Here is a 15,570-nt window from a genome sequence, read left to right on the forward strand (position 1 = left end):
TTTTTACATCCCCCGGGCCCTCGCCGCTTCTCAGTTTTTTCTCACCCCGGCGGGCGGGGGGGCGCTCCCCGCCCCCCCGCCCCCGCTTTTCGTTTCTGGGCGAGGAGTGGAGGCCGACTCCGGGCACGTGGTGCCGAGAGGTCTCCGCCGGCGCGGGCCTGGAAGATCCACAACGGGACCCCGGACGCCCGCTGGGCGGCTTCGGAGTGGTTCCGGAGGCTCCGGGTCCGGTGCGCGCCCGGGAGGCTCGTGGCGGCCGTCGTAGCGGCTCCACGCACCCTCGCGGCCCACGTGCGTCCATATGCGTGCCGCACCCCCGGTCGCACCCGCGTTTCCCGGCCCCGGATCGCCTGGATCGCCCGGATCGGCCGGGCCACCCGGATCGCCCGGGTCGGCCACCGTTCAGCCGTTCGCCGACCGACCCTGCTTTGGTCTAGACCGCAGCCTCGTGACTGCTACGGTCGCCCCGACGACGCGGGACCGAGAGGGGACAGCAGTGGCGCACGGCGGCAGGCGGCGACAGCGGGCGTTCATCGGCTCGTTCACGGCGGCGGGGGGCCTCGGTGTCCTCACGGCGGCCGTGGACCCGGACACCGGCGCGCTGACCGTGCTGGGCGCCGCCGACGACGTACCCGACCCCTCGTATCTCGCGTTCGCTGCCGCGTACGACGTCCTGTACGCGGTCAGCGAGAGCGCCGAGGGCGCGGTGGCCGCCTACCGGGTGCACGGCGACAAGCCGGAACTGACCGGTCCGCCGACCCCGACCGGCGGCAGCGGCCCCACCCACCTCACTGTCTTCGACGGACACGTCCTGACCGCGGACTACGGTTCGGGCAGCGTCAGCGCCGTACCCGTCCGTCCCGGCGGGGAACTGGCGCCCGCCGCGTCCGGCGTGCTCCGGCACACCGGTTCCGGTCCGCACACGCAGCGGCAGCAGGGGCCGCACGCCCACCAGGTGCAGCCCGACCCCACCGGACGCTGGGCGGTCAGCGTGGACCTCGGCACGGACTCGGTCCGCGTGTGCGCCCTCGACGGCGGAACGCTCACCGTGCACCGCGAGATCGCCCTGCGTCCCGGCTCCGGGCCTCGCCATCTCGCCTTCCACCCGGGAGGCGAGCACGCGTACGTCCTCAACGAACTCGCGCCGACCGTCACCGTCTGCCGCTGGGACGCCGGGGAGGGCGCGCTGCGGCCGGTCGGTGAGACGCCGGTCCTGTCCGGTGTCCCGGACGGCGACGCGTACCCCTCGGGCATCGTCGTCTCGCCCGACGGCCGCTTCGTCTGGGCCGCCGTCCGCGGGCGGGACACCGTGTCCGTGCTCGCCGTCGACGCGGGGGGCGAGGGGCTCACGCTCGTCGCGGAGGTGCCCTGCGGCGGCGTCTGGCCGCGTGCGCTGGCCCTCGACCCCTCGGGGCGCTTCCTGTACGCGGCCAACGAGCGCTCCGGCGACGTGACCTGGTTCACCGTCGATCCGGACACCGCCGTTCCGCTCCGCGGCGGCTCGGTCGAGGCGCCCGCCGCGTCCTGCGTGGTCTTCGACTGATCCGGCCGCCCTGACCGGCTTCCGGACGGTCCACGCCCCGTGCGCCCTCGCCGGGTCACGCCCTCGCGCGGTCACCCCCCCCGGCCGGTCGCCCCCGCCCATGGGAAAGGGCCCCTCCTGACTCAGGAGCGGGCCCTTTCGGCGTGCGGGTGGAACGGGTGGTGCGGTGCCGGCGACCGACTAGAAGGCCGGCGCTCCCTGGCTCTGCGGCGGCGCGATGCCCAGCGCCGTCGTGTACTGGGAGAGCGCGAGCTTGCCGATCGCCGGGTACGGGCCGAGGGCCTCGGCGGCGCTGCAGCCGGCCTCCTTGGCGGCCGCGTCGAGCAGACCCGCGTCGAGCTCCGGACCGATCAGGTACGGGGCGAGCGCGAGCTGCTGCGAACCGGAGCCGCGAAGCTGCTCGGCGATGGCCGCGATGGAACCCTCCTCGTCGAGGGCCGCCGCCATGACCGGCACGGCGAGCCTCGCGGCGAGCAGCATGCCGGTGATCCCGGCCGCCTGGACCGCGTCCTCACCGCCGACGGTGGCGAGCACGATGCCGTCCGCGGCGGTCGCCACGGTGAACAGCCGGGCGCGGTCGGCGCGGGCCAGACCGGCCTCGGAGAGGCGCACGTGCAGGGCCTCGGCGAGCAGCGGGTGCGGACCGAGGACGTCGGTCAGCTCGGCCGCGACACGGCTTTCCATGACCGCTTGGCGGATCCGGCGCAGCAGGGCGTTGTCCGGACCGGCGAGCAGCGGGACAACGATGCCGACCGGGCCGTCGGGCTCGGAGACGTCGGAACCGGCGGCGCGGGCCTGCTCGAAGCGCGCGGTGCGCTCCTCGGCGGCGTGGGTCAGCACGGACTGCAGCGTGGGGAACTCGTCGTCCCCGTCCAGGTAACCGATGCGGGCATCGAGGCCGGGGAGCTCGGAGCGGGCGATGCTCACGACCTCCTCGGCGAGGCTGCGCGTGGCGGCGCTGGGGGTGCCCGGCACCGCGAGGACGAGCGCGGGCGCGCCCTCAGGAGCCGCCAGGGGTTCCGGACGGCGGTGCCGCCCGGCTTGGCGGGGTCGCGGCATTCGTACTGGCAGGCCGGACGCGGGCCCAGTGGGGGAGCTCATGGCGCCGCATGTTACTGGTTTCTCGGGTTCCCCTGTTCGGGGAGGGTGCAGGTGAGCGGTATCCGTCCGCTTTTGTCTGATGAGTTACGTAGAGATCAGAAGTGATCAGTAAACGCCGACTTGTCGGCCCTACGGTGAATTCTGGTCATAGATTTCCTGGTACGGCTTTTCGGCCACCACGTGCAACATCCGTTCGTCCAGGGGCAGCGCGAGCCGGCCGTCCGCCAGGTCGGCCGCGATCCGGAGCGCGCCGTCGAGCGGGTCGCCCCCGGCGAGTACCCGCCGTGCGTGCGGTATCCGCTCCGCCAATTCCTCGGACAGGGGCCCGAGGAGCGCGGCCCCCACGTTGAACACGCCCCCGGTGCAGGCCAGATGGGGCTCGCCGTCGGCGGGGCACACCGCTGCGGCCGATTCGGCCATGTCCCGGGCGGCGGTCCGCAGGATGCGCGACGAGACGGGATCGCTCCCGCAGAGGTCGGCCACCTCGGGGGCGAAAGAGGCCAGCACGGCGGCCCGGTCGGTGCGCGGATACAGCAGGCCGGGCAGCTCCGGCATCGGCCCGAACCTGTCCTCCGCCCGTGCCAGCAGCGCGGCCGAGCCGCCCGGACGGCCGTCGAACGCGCGCAGGGCCGCCTCCAGGCCCGCGCGGCCGATCCACGCCCCGCCGCCGCAGTCGCCGAGCAGATGGCCCCACCCGTCGGCTCTGCGCCACGACGTGAGGTCGGTGCCGATCGCGATCATGCCGGTGCCCGCCGCGATCACGACACCCGCCCGGGTGCCCAGGGCGCCCGTGTACGCGGTCACCGCGTCCGCCGCCAGGGCGAGCCGCCGTACGCCCAGTTCACGCTCCAGGGCGGCCGGCAGCTCGTCCCGCAGCTCGTCGCCGAGCGTGGCCAGCCCGGCCGCGCCGACGGCCACGGCCCCGAGTCGTTCGGCGCCCGCCTCGGCCATCAACCGGCGGGCCATCGGCAGCAGTTGATCCAGCAGATGCCGGGCCGAGATCCCGCGCGGGCCGGTACGGACCGGCTCCCGGGAGGTCAGCGGCCCGCCGAGCCTGACCGGGGCCTCGTGGCGTACGCGGCTGACGGCATCGTCCGGAGCCCCGTGCGCGCCGAGAGCCACACGCAGGCCCGACCCTCCGGAGTCCACGGCCAGCACCACGGCGGGGCTCTGCCCGTCGTGCGGTCGGCCGTGTCCTCCGTCGAGTGTCACGGCAGGCGCCAGTCCACCGGCTCGGCTCCCTGCTTCGTCAGCAGGTCGTTGGCGCGGCTGAAGGGGCGTGAGCCGAAGAAGCCGCCGTCGGCCGATCTGGGCGAAGGGTGCGCGGACTCGACCGCCGGTAGGTTGCCGAGCAGCGGGCGGAGATTGCGTGCGGGGCGACCCCACAGGATCGACACGAGTGGCCGGCCTCGGGCGGCCAGTGCCCGTATCGCCTGCTCCGTGACTTCCTCCCAGCCCTTGCCCTGATGTGCCGTGGGCCTGCGTGGTGCCGTGGTGAGCGTCTTGTTGAGCAACAGCACGCCTTGTTTCGTCCAGGGCGTGAGGTCACCGTTCGACGGCTCGGGCGCGCCGAGATCGGTGTTCAGTTCGCGGAAGATGTTGATCAGGCTGGGCGGCAGCGGACGTACCTCCGGGGCCACCGAGAAGGACAGGCCCACCGCGTGTCCCGGGGTCGGGTACGGGTCCTGCCCGACGATGAGGACGCGTACCTCGTCGAAGGGCTGCTGGAAGGCCCGCAGGACATTCGCCCCGGACGGCAGGTAGGTGCGCCCCGCGGCGATCTCCGCGCGCAGGAAGTCGCCCATCTCGGCGATCCGTCCGGCGACGGGTTCGAGGGCTTTCGCCCAGCCCGGTTCGACGATCTCATGCAACGGTCGTGGTGCCACGGGCGTCACCCTACTGCCGTACGCATGGCCGAGATCAAACTGGTGGCCGTCCCGCGATCGGGGATGACCGATTCGTGGCCGAATCGGACGTCTCCGGGTGTAAGACGCCTACCACGGCGGGGTGTTGGACCCTGCCTGGCCGAGGGGTTCCATGAACGGCTCCAAGGGCCGGAGTGGCCCGCAGTGGTCTGTTGCAGCGCACTCGGCTCATGGTGATGCCCATGATTTCGGCCTCGGGACATTTCCGGACTTTCCGGCTCCGGAAGACCGGCGGCGCGGAGGGTCGAATCGATCATCGAATGCGCTCAGGTCATGACCGGGCTCAGGCCATGACCGCCGCGCGGACGCACAGGACGTCCGGGAGATGCGAGGCGAGCTGCTGCCAGCTGTCGCCGTCGTCCGCGGACGCGTACACCTCGCCGTTGCGGTTGCCGAAGTACACGCCCGCGGGGTCGGCGCCGTCCGTGCACAGCGCGTCGCGCAGCACCGTGCCGTAGTGGTCCTCGGCGGGAAGTCCCGCCGTCAGCGGTTCCCAGGTCGTGCCCGCGTCGTCCGTACGGAAGACCCGGCAGCGCCGGTCGGCCGGGACCCGGTCGGCGTCGGCGTTGATCGGGAAGACGTAGGCCGTGTCCCCGCGGTGCGGATGGGCCGCCACCGCGAAGCCGAACGTCGACGGCAGGTCCGCGCCGATGTCGGTCCACTGCCCGGCCCCGTCGTCACTGCGGTACACCCCCCAGTGGTTCTGGAGATAGAGCCGGTCGGGATTCGCCGCGTCGCGCGCGACCTTGTGCACGCACTGCCCGAACTCCGGGTTCGGATCGGGCAGGAACACGGCGGAGACACCGGAGTTGGCGGGCTCCCAGCTCGCGCCGCCGTCGGCGGTGCGGAAGACCCCGGCCGTGGACACGGCCACCGTCACGGCCCGCGCGTCGCGTTCGTCGGTGAGGATGGTGTGCAGCCCCTCGCCGCCACCGCCGGGGACCCACTTCGAGCGGGTGGGGTGTTCCCACAGGGGGCGGACGAGCTCGAAGGACTCGCCCCGGTCCTCCGAGCGGTACAACGCGGCCGGTTCCGTCCCCGCGTACACGACGTCCGGTTCGCCGACCGCCGGGTGCAACTGCCACACCCGCTCCAGCGAGGCGCCCGTCTCCCTGGGGAACTTGACCGCGGGCTGCGCGGGTTCGGTCCACGTACGGCCCAGGTCGTCGGAGTGGAAGACGGACGGGCCCCAGTGCGCGCTGTCCCCGCCGGCCAGCAGCCGCGGATTCCCGCCCCGGGAGTCGATCGCGACCGAGTACACGGCTTGCGCGTTGAAGTACGGATTCTCGTCGAACTCCCAGGCGCCGCCGCGCCGTCGCCCGATGAAGAGACCCTTGCGGGTGCCTACCGTGAGCAGTACGTCGGCCATGACCGGCCACCTCCGCGACGTCGTTGTCTGCGCTACGGGCCAGTCTGCACCCCGGCACCGACAGTCACCTTTCGGCCTGGCGTTTGTGCAGGTCGGACAGGGTGTGTCGGCGGCGGACGGGGGTTCACGGCCCCGCTCGCCCGACTGCTCGCCGGGAGCCGGCCGGACCGCTCGCGGAGAGGGTCCCGCAGCCCTCCGGCTTCGCGTGCCGGACGAGCCGGTGGGCGCGGAGCGTGAGCATCGCGTGGAGCACGCGCGTAAGGGAAGGAGATGTGGCGTGTTCGTGCGGTCGTGAGGAGGAGGCCCTTGATGGCGGCGTTCCGTGGTCCGAGGGTCTGGCTGTGGCGGTGGCGGAGCAACCCGCTGCGGCGGCGAAGCGATGTCCTGGAAGCCTGGATCATGCTCGCGGCCTGGGTGTTCACGGTGCTCGGCGGTGCGGTGGCGGGCCTGGTGACCGTCGGCGCCGTGGAGAACAGTCTGGCGAGGGAGCGTGCGGAGTCGCGCGCCGTCCCCGCCCAGTTGATCGAGGACGCGCCGGAGTCGAGCGGGCCCGCCGGCCGCGTCGTGTGGACGAGGGTCCACTGGACGGCACCGGACGGCACCGCTCGCTCCGGTCAGGTGCGGGTCTCCGCCGGCACCTCGGCGGACACCCCGGTCCTGGTGTGGACCGATCCCGACGGGCGCCTCGTCGACCGGCCCACCGCAGTCGCCGTGGCCCGGCTGCGGGCCTGGCTGATCGGCGTCTTCGCCGGCGCCGGAGTGGCGGGCATCCCCTTCGCCGTCGGCCATTTCCTCCGGGGCCGTCTGGAACGCCGACGCGTGGACCGCTGGGACGCGGAGTGGGCCCGGATCGGCCCGCTCTGGGGCCGGATGACAAGCTGACCGGACAGGGTCTCAGGGCATCGGCGAACGGCCCCGGGCTTCCGTTTCGTCGCCCGTGATGCCGCGTGATGCCCCGCGTCGACCCCACTGCCACGGCCTCTCTGGGGGCTTCGGGTCCCTTACGTGATCTCCAGTGCCCTCCGGCAGTCCCTCAGGAGTATTTCGTCGTCGAGGACGTCGTGGCTGCCGTGGCCGCCGGAACGGGCGCGGTGGCGGCGGGGCGAGGCCAGTTCCGTGCGGACGAGGTCCTGGACGGGTGCGCCCGCGGCGCCCATCCGGACGAGGCACGCCGTGATGGTGCCCCGGGTGTACGGGTTCTGCCAGGCTTCGCGGAACACCGGCAGGACTGGTTCCGGATCTCCGGCGATCTCCCACAGGGCGCAGGCGGCGGCGGTCCGCTCCCACACCTCGGCGGAGTCCGTCAGGCGAAGCAGCCCGGGGAGCGCGGGAGCGGCCGCCGCCCCCGACCGGCCGAGCGCCTCGGTCGCCGCCCGGCGGCTTCCGGCGTCCCGCTCCGGGGCCAGTGCCCCGAGCAGTACCGGAAGGACCGCCTCGACATCCCCTTCCACGGACCGGAGCGCGTCGGCCGCCGCCACGGCGTTGTCGCCCGTCAGCAGCTCCCGCAGCGTCGGCACGGCCTCACGCGCCCGCGGACCGAACGCGGCGAGTGTCCTGGCCAGTGCCTTCACCAGAGCGTCCCGGAGCCGCAGATCCCTCGGTGTGCCGTGCACCAGTCGCAGCACCTCCGGCACGGCCGCGGCGTACCGCAGCGCGCCGAGACCGGACAGCAGCGGCGCGGCACGGTCGTACGTCTCGGGAGAGTCGAGCGGAACCTCGGCCAGCCGCGCGCGCAGCAGGGGAGCCAGGGGCGCCGCGGCCGGGCCCAGAAAGCCGATCGCGTACCCGGTCTCGTTCGGCACGGCCGGGCCCCTCAGCACCTCGGCGAGGGCCGGTACCGCCCGCGCGTCCCCGCACCGGGCGAGGGCTTTCAGAGGGCGGTACAGCGTTGCCGTACCGCGCCCCCGGACGTCCGTGTCCGACTCCACGAGGGCTGCGAGCCGGTCCGCCGCCGGAACCGCCAGAGTGAACAGGAACTCCAGGACGGACACGGCGGCGCAGCGCAACCGCTCCTCGTCCGAGCCGAGTTGCTCACCGATCAGCGCGACCGGCTCCTCGTACGCACCCCGCCATTCACGGAACAGCCCCGCCGACATCCAGACGGCGTTGCACCGGTCGGCCGTGTTCTGACAGCTCAACTGCCCCTTGAGCAGGGCGATCCGGTCCGCGGTGCGGGCGCCCAGCGCCTTGTGGAGCGTGCGGAGCAACTGCGCTCCCTCCTCGTCGGCCGGGCGTATACGGCGCAGACTGCCGATGAGGGTGTCGGAGGAGGTCCGGACGGGCTCTCTGCACGGCCGGATCCGCTGTGACCTGGTGTGGAGCAGCGCGACGACCGTGGGCACGAGGTCGGCGGGCAGCCGGTCGAGGGCGCACGAGGCGAGCTGACCGAGCGCCGCCAGTCGCAGCCCCGGGTCGTGCGGCGGGCCGCACAGCGACACCAGACAGTCCACCGCGGGGGCCGAGGAACCGTCGTACAGCCGGGCGAACAGGCCGAGACTCTCGACCAGTGCCAGCCGGACGCCGTCCTCCTGTTCGTCCCGCAGTCTCTCGCTCAACAGGGCCAGGACGCGTGGCGGTTCGCCGTGGAAGCGGACGAGCGCCGAGGGCGCGGCGCGGCGCACCTCCGGGTCGCAGTCCGTGACGAGGTCCAGGAAGACCGCGGCACCCGCCCGGACCGCCGCGCGGGCCATCGCGTGGTTGTCGTCCTCGGGGACCTCCGCGTCCCGGCCGCCGGCGTCCTCTTCCGAGCCGTCCTCACCGTCCTCGGAGACACCTCCGGAGACGTACCCGTCGTCCGAACCGCCGATGCTGGTGAGCAGTTCCACGACTCCGCCCCGGTCGGGGAGTCCCGAGTGGCCGGCCAGCCTGAAGAGGAAGGGGATGGACGCGAGCGTCGAGTCGTACACATCGCCCTGGTGGTGCACGGCTCCGTACATCGCGTCGAGCGCGGTCTCCCGCTCCCGGGGGAGCGGCGAGGCGAGCCCCCGCAGCAGCTCCGGCACGTCCGCGGCGCTTCCGTACGCATGCTGCATCGAGGCCCAGTCGACCTCGTCGATCCCCCTGAACACGGTGTCCTCCCCATGCGTACGGCCATTGATCGTGAGTGTGCACCACGGCACTGACAGTGACGCTCAGGAACCGTCCCGTCGATGGCGTAGGTCCAGCCAACTACGGAGCGAACGGCCGTTTTCCGACGGTCGGCCGGGGCTGCCGCCGTCGTCGAGGGGCGCCCGGCCGGGGGAGAGGGCACGTGGACACAGCGTGGCCGGGCACCTCCTGGGTGCCCGGCCGCGTGTCGACGGAACGAGGCCGCTGTCCGCGGCGCGGGCTCTAGTCGCCCGGCGCGGTCGACCTGGGACTTCCGGACCCGGCCGAGGTCGCCGCGGGTGCCGCCAGGGGCGGTTCGGGCGACCGCCGGTCCGGGTGGGCCGGGCGCCGGGAGGCGAACCGGGGCAGGGTCGGCGGGGCCAGGAAACCCTCCGCGCGGGCCGCCGCGATACCGATACGGGGAAGGTCGGCGCTCTTCTCGAAGAGGAGGTATCGAGGCTCCCAGACCGGCCGGTACTTGGCGTTGGCACGGTAGAGGGATTCGAGCTGCCACCAGCGCGAGAGGAACGTCAGCACCGAACACCACAGCCGCAGTACGGGTCCCGCGCCCAGCCGGGTGCCGCGTTCGAAGACGGACCGGAACATCGCGAAGTTCAGGGAGATCCGCTCGACACCGAACTCCTCCGCGCGCAGCAGCAGTTCGATGACCATGAACTCCATGAGCCCGTTGTCGGAGTTCCGGTCGCGGCGCATCAGGTCCAGGGAGAGGCCCCGCTCACCCCACGGCACGAAGCTCAGCACGGCCCGGGGTTCGCCTTCGCTGTCGTGGCACTCCAGCATCACGCACCGTCCGTCGGCGGGGTCTCCCAGCCGGCCGAGCGCCATGGAGAAGCCGCGTTCGGTCGCTCCGTCGCGCCACTGGTCCGCCTTGTCGGTCAAAGCGGCCATCTCGGCCTCGGGGATGTCCTCGTGCCGTCGGACGCGGACCGTGTATCCGGCGCGCCGGACGCGCTTGTGCGCCTGCCGGACGCCCCGCATGGCGCGTCCCTCCAGGGTGAAGTCGGACCGGTCCACGATGGCTTCGTCGCCGAGCTCCAGGGCGTCCAGGCCGTGTCGGGCGTACACGGTCCCGGCCTCCTCGCCGGCTCCCATCACCGCGGGCGTCCAGGCGTGCCGCCGCGCCTCCCGCAGCCACGCCTCGATCGCGCCGGGCCAGGCCTCCGGGTCGCCGATGGGGTCGCCGGACGCGAGGGTCACACCGCCGCGGACGCCGTACGCGATCGCCGCCTTGCCGCTGGGGGACCAGATGACCGCCTTGTCGCGGCGCAGCGCGAAATAGCCGAGCGAGTCGCGTTCCCCGTGCCGGGCCAGCAGGGCGCGCAGCCGGACCTCGTCGTCCTCGCCGAGGAGTTCGAGACCGCGCGGCGAACGGAAGCACGCGTAGAGCACCAGCAGGAAGGTGGCCGCCACCAGGACGTTGACCAGGATGTCCACCCAGCGGGGCGCGACGACGCTGTCGAACCGGTCGGCGAGCGGGCCGACGCTGATTCCGCGCAGCAGGGTGTACGCGATCCGGTCGCCCAGCGGTGTTCCCGGCACGCGGTTGGTGGCGCTGACGAGCAGGGTGCCGAGGGTGGCGCTGACGAGCAGGCCGCCCGCGCCGACGGCCAGCGCGAGACGGGGATTCGCGCGGTCTCCGACGGCGTGGAACTCCTTGCGCCCCAGCAGGAGGGCGACGACGAACAGCGCGGTGAGCAGGAGCGAGATCCAGTTGAAGACGTGCCGTTGGTAGCGGTCCTGGGTCAGGGCCACGGTGTAGAGCGCCAAGAGCGGCCCGGCGAGCAGCAGGTTGAAGATCCAGGCGGCTCGTTTGCGGCGTCGCATCACGAGCGCGAGGAACAGGGCCAGCGCCGCCGAGATCAGCCCGGCGGTGGCCAGATAGGGCGTGAAGAACTCGCCTCCGTTGTGCTCGTGCACCTCCTCGCGGAAGGGCAGCGAGGAGACGGCGACGACGTTGAGGACGGCGAGCAGCCGCAGATACCAGACCGTGAACGCGGCGGCCCGTGGCCGGATTCCGTCGCCTGCACGTCCGGAGGGGGCCGCGCCGCGCGGGCTCGCGTGCCGCTGTTCCGGAATGAGCGCTGACTGTTGTACGGACACCGTGGAGCATCACCTTGGGGAGAGGGCGGGAGAACCGGTGGGGACAGAGGCCGGAACACTACATCTTGTAGGGAAGAGTGAGGTTATGGCCAGCGAGAGGCGGAGTGAAGAGGTAAGGAGGAGTTGAGAATGCGCCGAGCGGTCCGCAACGCGCCTGTCCGGCAGGAGTCGCGTCGTGCCTGTCCGGCAGGGGTCGCGTCGTGCCTGTCCAGCAGGGTCGGGGCGTGCCTGCTCGGCAGGGAGGGGTTGCGCCTGCCCGGCAGGGGCCGGGGCGCCGGGCCGGTCCGGCCGTGGACGTGGAATCGCATCGCCGACCGCGGCTCGGCCCTGGTGACGGCCGAGCCGGGTGTCTCAAGCGACCGTGCCCCTCGCGGATCGCGGATTCCTCGCGTCGATGGCGGCGGAGCCGGAAGCGGGGTCCTCAGCGGTGGGGCGTTGCGCCCCGGTCGCGGCCTGTGCGTGTGGTCGCCCACCACAGGAGGTCACCGAGGGCCGCGCCCGCCGCCACCAGGGCCGTGATCACTCCGGCCATGGTCAGTCCGTCGGCGAGGTGCGGGCGTCCGTGCAGGGCGTGCAGGTCGAACCCGCACAGGTGGTACACGCCCAGCGCGGCGATCCCGAGGCTCGGCACGAGCAGCGCCAGCACGGACGCGGGTCCGCGTGCCACCCGCCCGGTGTCACGTTCGTTCACGGGCTCCCCCTGCCGTACGTCGTTCACCGCCGGGAACCTACAGTACGTAGGGTCCCTCTGTCCCGGCCGTGCTTCCACGGTGTTGCGGCGGCTACCCCGGACGGCCGCCGCCATGCCGGGCAGGGGCGTCCGGACCGCGTGATCCGGATCACGGGCGCGCCACCCGTTCTGCGCCCGCGGATTTCCGTACCCCCTCGTGACGTCCGGACCCCGGATGCGAGGATGAGGCGGTCATGACTGCCGGGTGGTGCACGCGCGTGCTGCGGGCCGTGATGTTCGCGGCCGTCTGTGTCGTGCTCGCCGCTCTCGGCCACGTGATGATGTCCGGCTCTCCGGTGACCTGGTGGGCGCTGGCAGGCTCGGGTGCGGGCATGGCCGGAGCGGGCTGGTCCCTGGCCGGCCGTGAGCGCGGGCTTCCGCTGATCGTGTCCGTCGTGGTGCTCGCCCAGGGCGTGCTCCACGGCGCGTTCTCCATCGCGCAGTCCCTCACCGCTGCCGCGGGTGCCGGACCGGGTCGGTCCCCCAGCGGTGCCATGGACGGCATGGACGCCATGGCGACGGGCGCCATGGACTCGATGAACATGAACTCGATGGGTGCCATGGGCGCCGGGTCCATGGGCGCCGGGTCTATGGGCATGGACGCCATGGGCAGGGGCCCCACGGATTCCGGGACCATGGCGCATGGGCTTCCCTGGGGAGCCGAAGCGGGCTCGGCCACATCGATCGGCATGTTCGCCGCCCACCTGCTCGCGGCACTGCTGTGCGGCCTCTGGCTCGCGCACGGCGAGCGTGCGGTGTTCAGCGTCCTGCGGGCGGTGGCCGGCCGACTGGCCGCGCCCCTGCGGCTGTTGCTCGCCCTTCCGGTGCCGCCGTACCGGCCGACGCTCCGGGTGCGCCGACGTTCATCGGACCGCGCCCCGCGCCTCCTCCTTCTCGTTCACGCGATCACTTCCCGGGGTCCGCCCGTGGGGACCGCTGTCACCTGAGACAGCCCGCTCCCCGAAGCGCCACCTGGGCGCTTCGGGCATCGGTCGTACCTCCTGTGTACGGCCGCACCCCACCACCGGACCCATGGCCCTCGCGCCGGTCCGGATCACGGATGACCCGAGAAGGACACCTGGTGATCACTCCTGCCCTGCCTGTTCCCCGCCGTGGACGCGAGCGGCGGAACGAAGACGGCCGAGCGGTGTCGGCCGACGAATCGGCGACCGCCTGGGCGCTGGCCGCCCGCGCCGGCGATCCGGCCGCCGTCGAGCGCTTCGTCCGCGCGTTGCACCGCGATGTCGTGCGCTATGTCGCCCATCTGTCCGCCGATCCGCAGGCCGCCGAAGACCTCGCCCAGGACACGTTCCTGCGGGCGTTGGGCAGCCTGCACCGATTCGAGGGGCGCTCATCGGCGCGGACCTGGCTGTTGTCCATCGCCCGCCGCGCGGTGATCGACAGCCTGCGGTACGCCGCCGTCCGGCCACGGTCGACCGGCTGCGCGGACTGGCAGACCGCCGTGGAACGGGAGCAGCCGCTCGGTCTGCCCGGCTTCGACGACGGCGTCGCCCTGCTGGAACTCCTGGCCGTGCTCCCGGACGAACGGCGCGAGGCGTTCGTCCTGACCCAGATGATGGGTCTGCCCTACGCGGAGGCCGCCCTCGTCAGCGGCTGTCCTGTCGGGACGGTCCGCTCCCGCGTGGCACGCGCACGCGCGACCCTGATCGCGCTGCTGGCCGAAGCGGAGGTCGAGGTGGCGACCGGGACGGAGACCGTGGTGACGATCAAGGCGATGGCCGCCGAGAGGGCCGCGTCGACCGCCGCCTGAACGGGACGAGGCCGCGGTCCGGCTCCCGGCACCGGGTGGTGCGACAGCGCGTCGACCACCCGGCGCCGGGAGCTGCTTCGCGGCCTCCGCGGCCGGACGCCTACACGGACCGGTGGTACTGATCGGGCACATGGACCTCGGCCCCGAGTTCGCGTGCCGCGAGCCGGGCGAAGGACGGGTTGCGCAGCAACTCCCTTCCCAGCAGCACCGCGTCGGCCTCGCCGTTGGCGACGATCTTCTCGGCCTGCTCCGCCTCGGTGATGAGACCGACGGCGGCGACGGCCATCGGGGTCTCCCTCTTCACCCTTGTGGCGAACGGGACTTGATAGCCGGGGCCGACGGGAATGCGTACGGCGGAGGCGTTCCCGCCCGTGGAGACGTCGAGCAGGTCCACGCCGTGTTCGTGCAGTTCACCGGCGAAGCGAACGGTGTCGTCGGCGCTCCAGCCCGCGTCCTCCAGCCAGTCGGTCGCCGAGACGCGGAAGAAGAGCGGCTTGTCCTGCGGCCAGACCTCCCGTACGGCGTCGACGACTCCGAGGGCGAACCGGGTGCGGTTCTCGTACGAGCCGCCGTACGCGTCGGTGCGGTGGTTGGAGTGGGGGGAGAGGAACTCGTTGATGAGGTAGCCGTGGGCTCCGTGGATCTCGACGATCTCGAAGCCGGCGGCCAGGGCGCGGCGGGCCGCGTCGGCGAACTGGCCCACGATCTCGCGGATTCCGTCGACCGTCAGCTCATCGGGAACGGGGTGCCTCTCGTCGAACGCGAGCGCGCTCGGGGCGACCGCCTGCCAGCCGTGCGCGTCCGGACCGACGGGGGCGCCGCCCTTCCAGGGGCGGTCGGTCGAGGACTTGCGCCCGCCGTGGCCGAGCTGCACGGCCGGCACCGTGCCCTGTGCGGAGACGAAGCGCGTGATGCGGCGGAAGGCCTCGACCTGGGTGTCGTTCCAGATACCCAGGTCGTACGGGGAGATCCGGCCCTCGGGCGAGACGGCGGTCGCCTCGACGATGACCAGTCCCGTCCCTCCCGTGGCGCGGGCCGCGTAGTGGGCGAAGTGCCAGTCGTGCGGAGCTCCTGCCGAGGGGCCGTCGGGCGCGGCCGAGTACTGGCACATCGGGGGCATCCACACCCGGTTGGGGATGGTGACTTCGCGCAGGACGCAGGGCTCGAAGAGAGCGCTCACGGCCGACTCCGTTCGTGGCGGGACCGGTGTATGCCTCGTACGATAAACCTCGTAGTACGGCGAGTGTCAAACTACGATGAGTCTCGTACAATGACGGAGTGCGGCGGAGTCGGGTGAAGCCCGCCGGACGATGCCGAAGGTGAGGGGGCGAAGACCGAGGTCCCCGGACGAAGTGGAGCCGCCGTGACGCCCGCCGCCACCGCCGCCAGTGGCCGTGATCTGCCGCACCCCGCGCGTGAGGAGATCCGGCTGGAGTCGGTGCTGCACGCGCTGTCCGACCCGATGCGGCTCCAGATCGTCCGCGAGCTCGCCGCCGAAGGCCGTGAACTCTCCTGCTCGGACTTCGTCCTGCCGGTCACCAAGTCCACGTCGACGCACCACTTCCGGGTCCTCCGCGAGAGCGGGGTCGTCCGCCAGGTCTATCGCGGCACGGCGAAGCTCAACGGCCTGCGTGCGGACGACCTCGACGCACTCTTCCCCGGACTCCTCGACCGTGTTCTGGAGGCCGCCACCCGGCAGGCCACGCGCCCGGCGCCGTGACGCCTCGCGGAGCCCGCTTCTGATGCGTGCCCTCGCGGCGTCGCTTCCGGCGCCTCACGGGGCTACTTCCGGCGCGTCGCAGGGCAGCTTCCGAGGCCTCCGGGCTCCGGGCAAAAAGAAAGGGCAAGGGGGAAATCCATCCCTTGCCACTCTCAACTTATAGCGCACCGGGGGGCTTGCGGCAAGGCCCCCGTCGTCCCGCA

At 72.8% G+C, this 15,570-nt stretch carries 13 protein-coding genes; 5 read left to right on the plus strand and 8 right to left on the minus strand.

The annotated features are described in order from the left end of the window. Positions 1–496: 496 nt before the first annotated feature. Positions 497–1,543: a lactonase family protein gene (locus ACFXGX_RS00495; protein WP_384783343.1), complete on the plus strand. Its 1,047-nt coding sequence runs from the start codon at positions 497–499 to the stop codon at positions 1,541–1,543. Positions 1,544–1,723: 180 nt separating this feature from the next. Here the strand turns inward: ACFXGX_RS00495 and ACFXGX_RS00500 are convergent, their stop codons facing one another. From ACFXGX_RS00500 to ACFXGX_RS00515, 4 genes are all read right to left on the minus strand, one after another. After that, the gene (locus ACFXGX_RS00500; protein WP_355771772.1) at positions 1,724–2,644 is read right to left on the minus strand and encodes a hypothetical protein; all 921 of its coding nucleotides are present in this window, start codon (positions 2,642–2,644) and stop codon (positions 1,724–1,726) included. Positions 2,645–2,773: 129 nt separating this feature from the next. Further along, the gene (locus tag ACFXGX_RS00505; RefSeq protein ID WP_384783066.1) at positions 2,774–3,856 is read right to left on the minus strand and encodes an N-acetylglucosamine kinase; all 1,083 of its coding nucleotides are present in this window, start codon (positions 3,854–3,856) and stop codon (positions 2,774–2,776) included. Continuing rightward, entirely contained in the window at positions 3,853–4,530 is a 678-nt protein-coding gene (locus tag ACFXGX_RS00510; protein ID WP_384783069.1) for a uracil-DNA glycosylase, read from the minus strand. Before ACFXGX_RS00510 ends, ACFXGX_RS00505 begins: the two co-directional genes overlap by 4 nt. A 322-nt stretch (positions 4,531–4,852) precedes the next feature. Next, the gene (locus tag ACFXGX_RS00515) at positions 4,853–5,938 is read right to left on the minus strand and encodes a WD40/YVTN/BNR-like repeat-containing protein (RefSeq protein ID WP_384783072.1); all 1,086 of its coding nucleotides are present in this window, start codon (positions 5,936–5,938) and stop codon (positions 4,853–4,855) included. Between the two features lie 309 nt (positions 5,939–6,247). Here ACFXGX_RS00515 and ACFXGX_RS00520 point away from each other — a divergent pair, with 309 nt between their 5' ends. Further along, a complete protein-coding gene (locus ACFXGX_RS00520) occupies positions 6,248–6,820 on the plus strand; it encodes a hypothetical protein (RefSeq protein WP_384783075.1) in 573 nt (190 codons plus the stop codon). Positions 6,821–6,939: 119 nt separating this feature from the next. On the opposite strand, the gene ACFXGX_RS00525 is transcribed toward ACFXGX_RS00520, so the two are convergent. The 3 genes from ACFXGX_RS00525 to ACFXGX_RS00535 all read right to left on the minus strand — a co-directional run bounded on the left by ACFXGX_RS00525 (position 6,940) and on the right by ACFXGX_RS00535 (position 11,837). Further along, positions 6,940–9,006 (minus strand): HEAT repeat domain-containing protein, encoded by a 2,067-nt coding sequence (locus ACFXGX_RS00525; RefSeq protein WP_384783078.1) that lies wholly within the window; start codon positions 9,004–9,006, stop codon positions 6,940–6,942. Positions 9,007–9,268: 262 nt separating this feature from the next. Then, complete coding sequence (locus ACFXGX_RS00530) at positions 9,269–11,146, minus strand: phosphatidylglycerol lysyltransferase domain-containing protein (protein ID WP_384783081.1); 1,878 nt, start codon at positions 11,144–11,146, stop codon at positions 9,269–9,271. 421 nt (positions 11,147–11,567) lie between these two features. Continuing rightward, a complete protein-coding gene (locus ACFXGX_RS00535; RefSeq protein WP_384783083.1) occupies positions 11,568–11,837 on the minus strand; it encodes a hypothetical protein in 270 nt (89 codons plus the stop codon). Between the two features lie 233 nt (positions 11,838–12,070). On the opposite strand from ACFXGX_RS00535, the gene ACFXGX_RS00540 reads away from it, so the two are divergent. Further along, entirely contained in the window at positions 12,071–12,823 is a 753-nt protein-coding gene (locus ACFXGX_RS00540) for a hypothetical protein (RefSeq protein ID WP_384783086.1), read from the plus strand. A 134-nt stretch (positions 12,824–12,957) separates the two neighbouring features. After that, positions 12,958–13,647 (plus strand): sigma-70 family RNA polymerase sigma factor, encoded by a 690-nt coding sequence (locus tag ACFXGX_RS00545; RefSeq protein ID WP_384783089.1) that lies wholly within the window; start codon positions 12,958–12,960, stop codon positions 13,645–13,647. Positions 13,648–13,747: 100 nt separating this feature from the next. Here the strand turns inward: ACFXGX_RS00545 and ACFXGX_RS00550 are convergent, their stop codons facing one another. Further along, positions 13,748–14,827, minus strand: coding sequence for an NADH:flavin oxidoreductase/NADH oxidase (locus ACFXGX_RS00550; protein WP_384783092.1), 1,080 nt, complete (start codon positions 14,825–14,827; stop codon positions 13,748–13,750). 183 nt (positions 14,828–15,010) lie between these two features. Here ACFXGX_RS00550 and ACFXGX_RS00555 point away from each other — a divergent pair, with 183 nt between their 5' ends. Then, the gene (locus ACFXGX_RS00555; RefSeq protein ID WP_384783095.1) at positions 15,011–15,367 is read left to right on the plus strand and encodes an ArsR/SmtB family transcription factor; all 357 of its coding nucleotides are present in this window, start codon (positions 15,011–15,013) and stop codon (positions 15,365–15,367) included. The last annotated feature ends 203 nt before the right edge of the window (positions 15,368–15,570 follow it).

Origin of the sequence: Streptomyces sp. NPDC059371 (assembly GCF_042751995.1) — a bacterium.
Classification (GTDB): Bacteria; Actinomycetota; Actinomycetes; order Streptomycetales; family Streptomycetaceae; genus Streptomyces.